This is a genomic window from Xenorhabdus sp. TH1, from assembly GCF_037260955.1.
In the GTDB taxonomy this organism is placed as follows: Bacteria; Pseudomonadota; Gammaproteobacteria; order Enterobacterales; family Enterobacteriaceae; genus Xenorhabdus; species Xenorhabdus griffiniae.
The window spans coordinates 2527265-2539454 of sequence record NZ_CP147734.1 but is presented as its reverse complement, the minus strand read 5'-3'; the positions used below and the strand labels follow the sequence as shown (position 1 = coordinate 2539454).

The 12190-nt window shown below is 42.1% G+C and carries 12 protein-coding genes and 2 tRNA genes; 11 read left to right on the top strand and 3 right to left on the bottom strand.

Annotation, left to right across the window (positions count from 1 at the left end):
* Positions 1-18: 18 nt before the first annotated feature.
* The 9 genes from tolR to aroG all read left to right on the top strand — a co-directional run bounded on the left by tolR (position 19) and on the right by aroG (position 7039).
* Positions 19-450 (top strand): colicin uptake protein TolR, encoded by a 432-nt coding sequence (tolR, locus tag WDV74_RS11175; RefSeq protein WP_338882865.1) that lies wholly within the window; start codon positions 19-21, stop codon positions 448-450.
* A 35-nt stretch (positions 451-485) separates the two neighbouring features.
* On the top strand, positions 486-1589 hold the full coding sequence (gene tolA, locus WDV74_RS11170) for a cell envelope integrity protein TolA (protein ID WP_338882864.1): 1104 nt from the start codon (positions 486-488) through the stop codon (positions 1587-1589).
* 168 nt (positions 1590-1757) lie between these two features.
* Positions 1758-3065: a Tol-Pal system beta propeller repeat protein TolB gene (gene tolB / locus WDV74_RS11165; protein WP_338885592.1), complete on the top strand. Its 1308-nt coding sequence runs from the start codon at positions 1758-1760 to the stop codon at positions 3063-3065.
* A 42-nt stretch (positions 3066-3107) separates the two neighbouring features.
* The gene (pal, locus tag WDV74_RS11160) at positions 3108-3608 is read left to right on the top strand and encodes a peptidoglycan-associated lipoprotein Pal (RefSeq protein ID WP_338885591.1); all 501 of its coding nucleotides are present in this window, start codon (positions 3108-3110) and stop codon (positions 3606-3608) included.
* A gap of 9 nt (positions 3609-3617) precedes the next feature.
* Positions 3618-4394: a cell division protein CpoB gene (gene cpoB, locus WDV74_RS11155; protein ID WP_338882863.1), complete on the top strand. Its 777-nt coding sequence runs from the start codon at positions 3618-3620 to the stop codon at positions 4392-4394.
* Between the two features lie 163 nt (positions 4395-4557).
* Positions 4558-4633 (top strand) — tRNA-Lys (locus tag WDV74_RS11150).
* A gap of 31 nt (positions 4634-4664) precedes the next feature.
* Positions 4665-4740 (top strand) — tRNA-Lys (locus WDV74_RS11145).
* 278 nt (positions 4741-5018) lie between these two features.
* Positions 5019-5738, top strand: coding sequence for a nicotinamide riboside transporter PnuC (gene pnuC / locus WDV74_RS11140; RefSeq protein ID WP_338882862.1), 720 nt, complete (start codon positions 5019-5021; stop codon positions 5736-5738).
* A gap of 248 nt (positions 5739-5986) precedes the next feature.
* A complete protein-coding gene (aroG, locus tag WDV74_RS11135; RefSeq protein ID WP_338882861.1) occupies positions 5987-7039 on the top strand; it encodes a 3-deoxy-7-phosphoheptulonate synthase AroG in 1053 nt (350 codons plus the stop codon).
* Between the two features lie 72 nt (positions 7040-7111).
* Here aroG and gpmA read toward each other — a convergent pair whose 3' ends face one another.
* The 3 genes from gpmA to modF all read right to left on the bottom strand — a co-directional run bounded on the left by gpmA (position 7112) and on the right by modF (position 10629).
* Positions 7112-7864: a 2,3-diphosphoglycerate-dependent phosphoglycerate mutase gene (gene gpmA, locus WDV74_RS11130; RefSeq protein WP_338882860.1), complete on the bottom strand. Its 753-nt coding sequence runs from the start codon at positions 7862-7864 to the stop codon at positions 7112-7114.
* A gap of 230 nt (positions 7865-8094) precedes the next feature.
* Positions 8095-8934, bottom strand: a complete 840-nt coding sequence (locus WDV74_RS11125) for a CPBP family intramembrane glutamic endopeptidase (protein WP_338882859.1) — start codon at positions 8932-8934, stop codon at positions 8095-8097.
* A gap of 210 nt (positions 8935-9144) precedes the next feature.
* The gene (modF, locus tag WDV74_RS11120) at positions 9145-10629 is read right to left on the bottom strand and encodes a molybdate ABC transporter ATP-binding protein ModF (protein ID WP_338882857.1); all 1485 of its coding nucleotides are present in this window, start codon (positions 10627-10629) and stop codon (positions 9145-9147) included.
* Between the two features lie 438 nt (positions 10630-11067).
* Between modF and WDV74_RS11115 the strand changes: the two genes are divergently transcribed.
* Together WDV74_RS11115 and modA are read left to right on the top strand one after the other, a co-directional pair.
* The gene (locus WDV74_RS11115; RefSeq protein ID WP_338882856.1) at positions 11068-11202 is read left to right on the top strand and encodes an AcrZ family multidrug efflux pump-associated protein; all 135 of its coding nucleotides are present in this window, start codon (positions 11068-11070) and stop codon (positions 11200-11202) included.
* A gap of 207 nt (positions 11203-11409) precedes the next feature.
* A complete protein-coding gene (modA, locus tag WDV74_RS11110; protein ID WP_338882855.1) occupies positions 11410-12180 on the top strand; it encodes a molybdate ABC transporter substrate-binding protein in 771 nt (256 codons plus the stop codon).
* Positions 12181-12190: the final 10 nt, after the last annotated feature.

Below are 12190 nucleotides of genomic sequence, written 5' to 3'. Positions count from 1 at the left end.
GTAAGGGGAAATCAGTGAATGGCGCGTACTCGTAGTCGCAGACGTGAGCTAAAATCCGAGATCAATATCGTTCCCTTGCTGGACGTGTTGCTGGTATTGCTACTTATTTTCATGGCAACAGCACCAATTATCACGCAAAGCGTAGAAGTCGATTTACCTGATTCGGTGGATTCAAAAACAGTTTCTAGCACTGATAATCCACCGGTCATTGTGGAAGTTTCTGGGGTAGGACAGTACAACATGGTTGTTAACCAGGAACGTTTGGAATTATTACCTGAACAGCAAGTTGTTGCAGAAGCTCAAACCGTGATGAAAGCCAATCCGAAAACAATTTTCCTGATTGGTGGTTCTAAGGAAGTTCCTTATGATGAAATTATCAAGGCGTTGAATATGCTTCGTCAGGCAGGTGTAAAATCGGTGGGTTTAATGACCCAGCCTATCGGCACCTGACAGCGGCTGTTACTTAAAGTTTCTGGATGTCGAGCGTGGGAAAGACAAGCGAGCAAAATAATAGGCTGAATCGGGCCATTATCATCTCTGTAATATTGCATATTATCCTGATCGGGTTTCTGATTTGGGGTTCTTTGACGCAAAAAACAGAAATGGGGGGCGGTGGACAAGGCGGTACTGTCATTGATGCTGTTATGGTTGATCCGAATGCGGTCGTTCAGCAATATAACCAACAACAACAGCAACAGGCCAATGCAAAGTTAGCTGAACAACAGCGGAAGAAAAAAGCGGAGCAACAGGCTGCTGAATTGCGGGCAAAGCAGGCGGAAGAACAGGAACGCTTGAAAGCGGCTGAAGAAGAACGAATTAAAGCGCTACAGGAAGCTGAAGTGCAAAAAAAACAATCTGAGGCTGCTGCCGCTAAAGCGCGTGAAGAGCAGGAACAGGCAGCAGCTGCCGCTGCTAAAGCGCGTGAAGAACAAAAACAGGCGGAAGAAGCGGCTGCAAAAGCACTGGCAGAAAAAGAAAGAATTCTAAAAGAGCAAGCTGAAGCCCGCCAGAAAGCGGAAGCCCAGGCGAAGAAAGAGGCAGAAGAAGCGGCAAAACGTAAAGCGGCGGCTGAGGCAAAAGCTAAAGCGGAAGCTGAAGCCAAGGCTAAAGCCGAAGCCAAAGCTAAAGCGGAAGCCGAAGCTAAAGCCAAAGCAGCAGCCGAAGCAAAAGCTAAGGCAGAAGCAAAAGCTAAGGTGGAAGCAGCAAAGCAAACTCAAACGGTTAATGATCTATTAGGTGGATTAACGTCTAATACACCTAAGCAGGGTGGTGCGGCTGCGGCAGGAAAAGGTGGTGGTAAGAAAAGTGGCCTTTCTCAGCAAGATATTAATAGTTATCTGGGAAAAGTTCAGGCTGCAATAGAGAGTAAATTTTACGATTCCAACCTGTATATTGGCCGTACTTGTGATTTAAATATAAAACTGGCGCCAGATGGATTACTGATTGATATCAAAGCAGGAGCGGGTGATCCGGCGTTATGTCGAGCGGCAATTACTGCAGCTAATTTGGCAAAAAAGATGCCGCCTCCACCAAGCAAAGAGGTTTATGAATATTTTAAGAGTTTCACATTAGAATTTAAACCGCAGTAATTTAAGTGTTTGGTGCATAATTGCTATGCACTAAATAAACTTTCGAATAATTTATATATACAAACAAAATTATTAGATTTTATTTAGGTATCTAGTTTTGTTTGTTGGCGTTTGTTAGAATCCGGCGGATTATTGCGGCGAGTAAAAGATCGCGATAAGGGAGAGATGATGAAGCAAACTTTTAAACAGATGTTTAAAGTCATATTAGGCTTTCTGGTTATGTGGGCGGCACTTGCTCATGCAGAGGTTCGCATTGAAATTACACAGGGTGTTGATTCTGCCCGTCCTATTGGGGTTGTCCCATTTAAATGGACTGGGGCAGGTGAGTCACCTGAAAATATTGGCTCAATTATTGCTGCGGACTTGAGAAACAGTGGAAAATTTAATCCGATTGATTCTGCCCGTATGCCGCAACAACCGACGACTGCATCAGAGGTAACGCCTGCGGCATGGGCTGCGTTGGGGATCGATTCAGTCGTTGTTGGACATATTCAACCCAGTGCAGATGGTAAGTTCTTGGTTTCTTATCAACTTGTTGATGTTGCTGGTGCACCAGGAACGGTGTTGGCACAAGAACAATTCACCGTTGAAAAGAAATGGTTACGTTTCGCGGCACACACAGCCAGTAATCAGGTATTTGAAAAACTGACGGGCATCAGAGGTGCATTTACTACCCGTATAGCTTATGTCGTTAAAAATAGCAGTTCAGGTAAGTATCGAAATGAGCTGCGTGTTTCTGATTATGATGGTTATAATCAATTTACCGTACATAGCTCACCGGATCCATTGATGTCACCAGCTTGGTCGCCAGATGCTTCCAAACTTGCTTATGTTACATTTGAAGGTGGTCGCTCTGCGCTGATTATCCAAACACTGGCGACAGGTGCTATTCGTCAGGTAGCTTCGTTCCCTCGCCATAACGGAGCCCCTGCATTTTCTCCGGATGGGACTAAACTTGCCTTTGCATTATCTAAAACCGGTAGTTTGAATCTTTACGTGATGGATTTAACGTCTGGCCAAATCCGCCAGATCACTGATGGTCGCAGTAACAATACTGAGCCAAGTTGGATGCCAGATAACCAGACATTGGTCTATACCTCAGATCAGGGTGGGCGTCCACAATTATATAAAATCGATATTAATGGCGGTGCTCCACAACGCCTAACTTGGGAAGGACCACAAAACCAAGATGCAGATGTTAGCCCTGACGGTAGTTTTATTGTGATGGTTAGCTCAGCGAGTGGCAGTCAGCATATCGCCAAACAGGATCTAGCAACGGGATCTGTCCAAATTTTGACAGATACGTTCCTGGATGAAACGCCGAGCATCGCACCTAATGGCACTATGGTGATTTATAGCTCCACTCAAGGGTGGGGAACTGTATTGCAGCTAGTTTCGACTGATGGGCGTTTCAAAGCGCGTCTTCCGGCTACCGATGGACAGGTAAAATTCCCTGCCTGGTCGCCGTATCTGTGATGCATAATAATATGTATGGCAAACTATAAAAGGATCAAAGAGATGCAACTGAACAAAGTGCTAAAAGGGCTGATGTTAGCTTTACCAATCATGGCCGTAGCAGCGTGTAGTTCTAACAAAACTGGCAATAATGATCAGTCTAGTGTAGGCACTGTTGATAATTCTTCTAAGACTCTGTCTGCTGAAGAATTAGCGCGTCAGCAGATGCAAAAGCTGCAAAATAACAACATCGTATACTTCGGTTTCGATAAATACGACATCAACAGCGAATTTGCTCAGATGTTGGATGCACATGCTGCCTTCTTGCGTACTAACCCGTCTGTAAAAGTGACTATCGAAGGTCACGCAGATGAGCGTGGTACTCCAGAGTACAACATTGCTCTGGGTGAGCGCCGTGCGAATGCAGTGAAAATGTATCTGCAAGGTAAAGGTGTTTCTGCTGATCAGCTTGCTATCGTTTCTTACGGTAAAGAAAAACCAGCTGTACTTGGCCATGACGAAGCAGCATATGCGAAAAACCGTCGCGCTGTGATCGTATACTAAGAGTAATGCATGAACAGTAACTTCAGACGTTATATGTTGGGTCTGTCGTTATTGGTTGGCGTAGCGGCTCCTTGGGCCGCTACCGCCCGAGCGCCAATCAGTAATGTCGGCTCAGGCTCCACCGATGAGCGCCTCTCCCAATTAGAGCGTATTTCTGACGCTCACAGTCAATTATTAACCCAGCTTCAGCAACAGCTTTCTGATTCTCAACGTGATATCGATACACTCCGCGGTCAAATTCAGGAAAACCAGTATCAATTAAATCAGATCATTGAACGTCAAAAAGATCTTTACCTGCAATTGGATAAAATCACCAATCCATCCAGTGCAGAGAGTTCAGAGCCAGAAAATCGTAATGCGGCACCTTCGGCACAAGCTGAGAATAAAAAATCTGCTGTGCCGGCAAGTACAGGAAGTGAAAAAGGTGATTACGATGCCGCTGTTTCTTTGGCTATCAATACCAAAGAATATGATAAAGCGATTGTCGCATTTCAAAATTTTGCCAAAACCTATCCTAAGTCTAAATATTTGTCGAATGCCAATTATTGGTTAGGGCAGTTGAATTACAACAAAGGCAAGAAAGACGATGCGGCTTATTATTTTGCCACTGTTGTGAAAGACTATCCTAAGTCACAAAAAAGCAGTGATTCCTTGTATAAAGTTGGTCTAATCATGCAGGAAAAGGGGCAAAAGGATAAAGCGAAAGCGGTTTATCAGCAGGTGGTTAAGCAATATCCAGACTCGAATGCAGCAAAAATGGCCGGAAAAAAGCTTTCCGGGATGTAATAATTATCCCCGAAAGGTCAGAAATCGGTCTTTTGGGGAATAATTGACTGCTTAATAAGCATTTAAACAATTTTTCCAAAATAAACATTGCACCACGCTGAGAAATCAGTAATATATGCCGCCGTTGGCAAGGATAACTGCCAAACAGATTTAGAATTTAGATGGGTCGTTAGCTCAGTCGGTAGAGCAGTTGACTTTTAATCAATTGGTCGCAGGTTCGAATCCTGCACGACCCACCATCTAAACTTTCACTTCAAATACTTCTCAGATGGGTCGTTAGCTCAGTCGGTAGAGCAGTTGACTTTTAATCAATTGGTCGCAGGTTCGAATCCTGCACGACCCACCATCTTTAAATATTCCTTAAATAGATTGTAAACTCATTCAAAAGAACAGTTGGCTTTTAATTGATTTATCGTAGCAGATAATTTAATAAGTTGATTACTGACTTCACATTTTCTCCTTATCGTTTTTAAATCTTTAAAATAATTAAAGACTTTTTTTCTTAAATTCGTTATCTTGTTTAGTATTTAAAACAACAAAGCGCAAAATAGCCCAATTGTCTCGTAATTTCATGTTTATTGTATTGATATACTAAACATTATTTATGGTTAAGGATAAAAAAGTATGGATTTTTTCAACATTGATAACATATTCGTGCATATTCCACTAGGAACGGGCGGCTATAACCTTTCATATATTGAAGCGATTGGTACGATAGCAGGGCTGTTATGTATTTGGCTCGCTAGTCAGGAGAAAATCATTAATTACCTGTTTGGATTAATTAATGTCTCACTATTCGCTGTTATCTTCTTTCAAATTCAACTCTACGCCAGCCTCATTCTGCAAATCTTTTTCTTCGCGGCTAATATCTATGGGTGGTATGCATGGAGCCGAGTTAATGAGCAAAAACAAATAGAGCTTAAAATTCGGTGGCTCAACCTTAAACAGATGGTTGTTATTGCCGCGGTTTCCATATTTGCCATATTGATCATGACATTCAATATCGATCAAATATTTGGTTATATGGCAAAAGTGGTGGTGCTCACCCTACAGGGAATGGGTTTTAATATCATCATGCCTGATTTACAACCTGATTCTTTTCCATTCTGGGATTCAGTGATGACAATATTATCCATCGTGGCAATGATACTGATGACGCGTAAACATGTAGAAAATTGGCTGATTTGGGTCATCATCGACGTTATTAGTGTCGTGATTTATTACTGTCAAGGCGTGTTGGCGATGTCACTGCAATATATTATTTTGACAGGTATTGCATTGAATGGTACTCGTCTGTGGATCAAGGCAGCGAAACCAGCGGATAACAACCCAAAGAAAATGTAAATTAAAAGCAATCATCGGCCATAGATAATTAACGTTCTATGGCCTGTTATTTGCTCTTTTTCTGCAAGACATTCTCTTCTTATTCATCTATTTATTTGAATTAACATCATTTTTACTCTCAATGGTATTTTCCATAAAAAAGTATTCTATTTTTACTCACAAAGATTATTTACAGAACAACGCCTAACAGTTAGATTGAGATCACAAAATTATTTTAAATAACTGTAAACGTATTAGGTGAAAGGATAATGAATTACCAGAACGACGATATAAGAATAAGAAAAATAACAGAATTATTGCCACCAGTTGCATTACTCGAAAAATTTCCAGCCACAGAAGAGAGTATTATTACTGTTCGTAAGGCACGTGAATCTATTCATAATATTTTAATTGGTGAAGATGATCGTCTATTGGTAGTGATTGGTCCATGTTCAATTCATGATCCACAAGCGGCGTTAGAATATGCAGAACGCTTGAATAAATTACGTGAAGAATTGAAAGCCGATTTGGAAATTATCATGCGCGTGTACTTTGAAAAGCCCCGCACGACTATTGGCTGGAAAGGATTGATTAACGATCCAGGCATGGATTGCAGTTTTGATATCAATGGCGGATTACGTACTGCCCGTAAGTTATTGCTCGATATTAATAACATAGGATTACCTGCAGCAGGTGAATTCCTGGATATGATTACACCTCAGTACCTAGCCGATCTCATGAGCTGGGGTGCGATAGGGGCACGTACAACGGAGTCTCAAATTCATCGCGAGTTGGCTTCAGGGTTGTCGTGTCCGGTTGGTTTCAAAAATGGTACAGATGGCACAATTAAAGTCGCTATTGATGCGATTAATTCAGCAAGTTCATCGCACTGTTTCTTGTCTGTCACGAAATGGGGTCACTCCGCGATTGTTAATACAATAGGTAACCAAGATTGCCACATTATTCTGCGTGGTGGCAAAGAGCCTAATTACAGTGCAGAACATGTCGGTGCCGTTAAAGAAGGGTTAAAAAAAGCAGGCTTGGCTCCCCGCGTAATGGTTGATTTTAGCCATGCAAATAGCGCGAAGCAGTTCAAAAGACAAATGGACGTCGGTGTTGATGTCTGCGGTCAGATTGCAGGGGGCGAAAACGCGATCATTGGTGTTATGGTTGAAAGTCATTTGGTGGAAGGAAACCAAAGCCTGGAGAGTGACAAGCCTTTGGTTTATGGTCAAAGTGTGACTGACGGTTGTATTGGTTGGGAAGATACCGAAACGTTATTGCGTCAGTTATCTCAGGCTGTCCAGAGTCGCAGAAGCTAATTTATCGCAAAAATGCCATAAAAAGCCGGACATCAATCCGGCTTTTAACGTTATTTTTACGCGAGTTGAGGATTACTTCGCTTTACCCTGATTTGCAACTGCTGCTGCCTTTGCTGCGATTTCATCAGCATTGCCCAGATAGTAGTGTTTGATAGGTTTCATGTTCTCATCAAACTCATAAACCAGTGGTACAGCGGTTGGAATATTCAATTCAAGAATTTCTTCTTCACTCATATTATCCAGATACTTCACCAATGCACGCAGGGAGTTACCGTGAGCGGCGATAATGACTTTTTCTCCTTTTTCTACGCGTGGCTTGATCACTTCTTCCCAATAAGGAATAACACGTTCAATAGTCGTAGCAAGGCTTTCAGTGACTGGGAGTTCTTCTGGTTTCAGGCTGGCGTAACGAGGATCATGGCCTGGGTAGCGTTCATCATCTTTGGTCAAATCAGGAGGCGTGATAGCAAAGCCGCGACGCCACAATTTAACTTGATCATCACCGTATTTGGCTGCGGTTTCTGCTTTATCCAGGCCTTGTAATGCACCGTAGTGGCGTTCATTCAGTTTCCAGCTTTTTTCAACTGGCAGCCATTGCTGATCAACCTGATCCAGAATATTCCACAAAGTGTGAATAGCACGTTTTAGAACGGAAGTGTAGGCGAAATCAAAAATAAAACCTTCTTCTTTCAGTAGTTGACCAGCTTGTTGTGCTTCAGAGCGGCCTTTGTCGGACAATTCAACATCAGTCCAGCCAGTAAAACGGTTCTCTTTGTTCCACTCACTTTCTCCGTGCCTTACAAGAACCAGTTTAGTTACAGCCATAGCTTAAACTCCTATCAGTACTTTTTAATACAAAATGAAAAGATCGCTGCGGGCATTATATGGCGCGACAGGCCAAAACGGCAAACAATAGTCTCGTATCTTCTGTTTTAAATCATAATTGGTGATAATTACAGCGATCATATATCTGGGAGGAAGGGAAATAACGGAGAGTTTATGATCTGAACTGTCTCCGAATAGAGAGAGACAATTCAGATCAAATGGAATTCAGTTTAGTGCATGACTACTGATTTTATTGGGTAGGTGAAAAATAGCAGATGCATTAAGTTGAGTGAAAAATGGAAAGCAACAGCCACCCATAAACGCCCACTCCACAGCCAGGTCAGGCCATAAATTAACCCTGCCAGCGTAGCAAAAATCATCAGTAAACCCCCGCCAGCAAAATGGGCAGCGCCAAACAGCAGGGAGGTAATGACAAGGGCTAAGTAAGGATTCATCCATTGACTGAGCTTCTGCTGAATATAGCCACGAAACAGCGCTTCTTCAGCCAAAGAGACAAAGAAAAGATTAGCAATAACAAAGGCCGGGAACCAATTAGGTAGATGGAGTTCAACGGACAATCCGCCTAGTACGGTTGCAAGCCATAATAATGCCGGAATAGCTGCGATCAATAATGCCCATCCATGAGCAGGTGCATTAGCCAACGGTTTTCGGATGAACAAAGTAGGCATACAGAATATCAGGATAAATGGTAGCAGTGCCTTGTCAAAGTTGAAATACATTGAAAAAGGTGCGCTGAGCGGGCCTGCCTGCACTTTATCCAGATACTTGAGATTATGAAATCCTGGAATGTAATGTACAAACAATAAAATACCACCAATGAGCAATAACAGTTCTATAACGATTTTGGGGACAAAATGTTTTTCGCTGTTTTTTTGGCAATAACGATATGCCATACCTAAAAGAGTGATCACTATCAGCGTGATTATAGCAGGATAGGTAAGTATGTTAGTGTTGATCCCAGCAATGATAGCGAAGAGTACGACGAAAAAAGCAATTTTCTGACGACTCTCTAAAAGAGCCAATGCAATGGCAAGTAATGCCCAAGCCATATAATTCCCTAATATCTTTGAAAAAACCAATGAAATAATCTAAAAATAAACGGTGATTCTATAGTAATGGTTAAAAAATTCAAAAATAATAATAAGAAATATCAAAAAAATATGACTTGATTTTATTAAAGAGTGATTAAATTGCACGGTAGTAGAAACCCCTCTCCATCAAGAGAGGGATCATCGTCATGCGTTGAACAAAAAAGAAGATTACAGTGATTCTAAGCAAATATTTTCAGTTTCATACCGATAAATATCACCGTCAGGAATAAATCGCAGACGATGGGTAATGCACTGTGGCGCATCTTCTTGATGATGGGAAACAAACAGAAGCTGTGTATCACCATGAGCAATCATGATGTCAATGAAGCGCAGGACTAACTGGCGGTTTAGAGGATCAAGCCCTTGCAAGGGTTCATCCAGGATCAATAAAGCGGGATGTTTCACCAGAGCGCGGGCAATCAAAACCAGCCGCTGTTGTCCCCATGACAAACTATGAAATGGGCTATTTGCTGTTGCTCCAGATAATCCCAATAAACCCAGCCATTCATCTGCTAACTGTTGCTGTCGATCTGAAACGGCCTGATAGAGTCCTATTGAATCGAAGAAACCTGACAGGATAACATTCCGAACGCCGGTACTGACACGATACTCCAGATGAACACTGTTACTGACATAACCAATGTGACGTTTGATATCCCAAATCGTTTCACCACTTCCCCGTTGACGGCCAAATAATATTAACTCATTGCTGTAACCTTGCGGGTGATCGCCTGTAATCAGGCTAAGAAGTGTCGATTTACCCGCGCCATTTTCACCGATGATTTGCCAGTGTTCATTAGGGTTAACTTGCCAGCTTAAGCTGTGCAAAATGGGTTTATCATTGTATTGGACAATAACATCACGCATTGACACCAACGGTTGATCAGCGGGAAGTTGCCCATCAATTCGGTATTCATCTGCTTCGGGAAGACGAATATTTTTCAGCCCTTCGCTGTGTGCTAACTGTGCCACGAGAGATTCTGCCAAAATGCGTTCTTTCTTTCCAGCCAGCGTCAGGTGGCAATCTGCCAGTACACCGATTTGTTCGACAAAATCAGGAATTTCATGGAATCGGGTTAAGATTAAAACTAAAGTAATGCCTTTTTCCGCCAGAGAACTTAATAATTGGGTAAGTTGATTGCGGGCATAACTGTCTAGTCCATCAAAAGGTTCGTCAAGGATAAGCAGATCCGGGTTTACCATTAATGCCTGACATAGCAAAACCTTACGAACTTCCCCTGTTGAAAGGTATTTGAATCGTCGTGAGAGCAGATCCTTGATACCAAAATATTTGCTTAGTTCAAGACACAATTCATTGTCTTTATGGTGAAGCTGGATGATGTCTGCGGCAGTACGTCCAGTATCTTCTTCTCCTTCACTGAGTAAATCTGTATTGTTGCGTTGCCACTCTTCATCAATCAGTTTTTGTAATTGTTCGAAAGATAGACGTATTGGTGTGCGAAACGAACAATGACGGTCACCTGCCAGTTGAATTAATTCGTCCGACAGTGCACGCGCCAGTGAAGATTTTCCACTGCCATTTGCGCCAACAAAAGCCCAACTTTCCCCAGAAATAATTTTCAGTGACGGTAGCCGTAGGGTACGGGTGTCACTTAAACGGAAACTACCTTGCGTTATTTGCAATTCAGACATTCTTCTTCCTTTTTAAGCAACATCAATTAAAGGATCATCAGAAATAAGCGGAATAATGTTCAATGTCAATGTGTAGCTGTTTGTTATTCATTGAGGCGTAATATTTTTGTAATCGATGTTTCAATTTTATCGCTGATACTAGGCTGTTTGCGCCTTGGCTGATAGAACCCGTTATTTTAATATGCGTAGGCAACGCAATTCATTGGGGATCAGAGAACAGGCGTTGTTGCAATTTTAGTGTTAACAATATTTGGGCTTGCATAGTGATTTATTTAGGATAACTATTTGAGAGTTCTTACAACAAAACCATAAGAATCGCACGTTTCGTCGGTTACTGTTACTGTTTTATTGTCTAGAATAACCCAATTAACGTCTGTGTTATGTCAGGTTCAGAGATGATACAGTTAATTTGTTAGTCACTCAGGATATGAGGTTAGCATGTTTGAATTGCTTAAAAGTATGGGATTTGCGCTGATCATGGTCCCCGTGGTGATGGCTGCTATTTTGGTGCTGATTTATGGGCTTGGGGGATTATTCAATCTTATCTCCAAAACAGAAAATACCAGTCGGTAGCCTTTCTCCTTATGATTTCTATTACCCGGTTATCCGGGTAATCATCAATTCCAACCTTCCCTTCATAGGTAATTTTTTGCATTGAGATCAATATAAAAGCTAAAACTGGCTCAAAACTTGCCGATTAATCTTAGAATAGCGTTTTCATTTAACGTTGTATCTTGTTATACACAACGCACTATATTGATTAGCGTAAGTGAGTATAAAATGAAAAATAAAGTTTATCAGTTGCTGACAGGGGCTGTAATTTCTTTTGCGCTTGCTGGAAACGTTTGGGCAGCAGATAAGGTGACGGTTTTTGCAGCCGCTTCATTAACGAATGCATTGGATGATATTACAGCACAGTATAAAAAAGAGAAACGGGGCGATATTGTAGCCTCTTATGCTTCATCATCGACGCTGGCACGTCAGATAGCTCAGGGAGCTCCGGCGGATATTTTTATTTCTGCCGATCAGCAGTGGATGAATTACGCGACTGACAAACAATCAATTGCCGAAAATACTCGTCATACCTTGTTGGGTAACCAGCTCGTCCTGATTGCGCCGAAAGAGAGTCATTTGAATCAAGTTGAGATCAACCAAGAAACCAAATGGAAGTCTTTGCTGGCGGGAGGGCGGTTAGCGGTTGGCGATCCTGATCATGTACCCGTTGGTATTTATGCTAAAGAATCACTGCAATATTTGAATGCATGGGATACGGTTCATCCATTGATGGCACGCACTAACAATGTGCGTAGTGGTATGGCGCTGGTGGAACGAGCCGAAGCCCCGCTGGGCATTGTTTATGGTTCTGATGCTGTTGCCAGCAATAAGGTGAAAGTTGTGGGGGTTTTCCCACCTGAAAGCCATAAATCGGTGGGATATCCGATGGCGATAGTCAAAGGTCATGAAAAACAGGCAGTTCGCGATTTTTATGATTACCTTAAAACCCCTGAAGCCGCTGTTATTTTTAAACGCTACGGCTTTAGTCCACTGTAGGAACGGATCT

Bases quoted from the DNA above. Each gene is read 5' to 3' on its own strand.
- tolR (WP_338882865.1), top strand. From the start codon at position 19: ATGGCGCGTACTCGTAGTCGCAGACGTGAGCTAAAATCCGAGATCAAT.
- tolB (WP_338885592.1), top strand. From the start codon at position 1,758: ATGAAGCAAACTTTTAAACAGATGTTTAAAGTCATATTAGGCTTTCTG.
- pal (WP_338885591.1), top strand. From the start codon at position 3,108: ATGCAACTGAACAAAGTGCTAAAAGGGCTGATGTTAGCTTTACCAATC.
- cpoB (WP_338882863.1), top strand. From the start codon at position 3,618: ATGAACAGTAACTTCAGACGTTATATGTTGGGTCTGTCGTTATTGGTT.
- pnuC (WP_338882862.1), top strand. From the start codon at position 5,019: ATGGATTTTTTCAACATTGATAACATATTCGTGCATATTCCACTAGGA.
- aroG (WP_338882861.1), top strand. From the start codon at position 5,987: ATGAATTACCAGAACGACGATATAAGAATAAGAAAAATAACAGAATTA.
- gpmA (WP_338882860.1), bottom strand. From the start codon at position 7,864: ATGGCTGTAACTAAACTGGTTCTTGTAAGGCACGGAGAAAGTGAGTGG.
- WDV74_RS11125 (WP_338882859.1), bottom strand. From the start codon at position 8,934: ATGGCTTGGGCATTACTTGCCATTGCATTGGCTCTTTTAGAGAGTCGT.
- modF (WP_338882857.1), bottom strand. From the start codon at position 10,629: ATGTCTGAATTGCAAATAACGCAAGGTAGTTTCCGTTTAAGTGACACC.
- WDV74_RS11115 (WP_338882856.1), top strand. From the start codon at position 11,068: ATGTTTGAATTGCTTAAAAGTATGGGATTTGCGCTGATCATGGTCCCC.
- modA (WP_338882855.1), top strand. From the start codon at position 11,410: ATGAAAAATAAAGTTTATCAGTTGCTGACAGGGGCTGTAATTTCTTTT.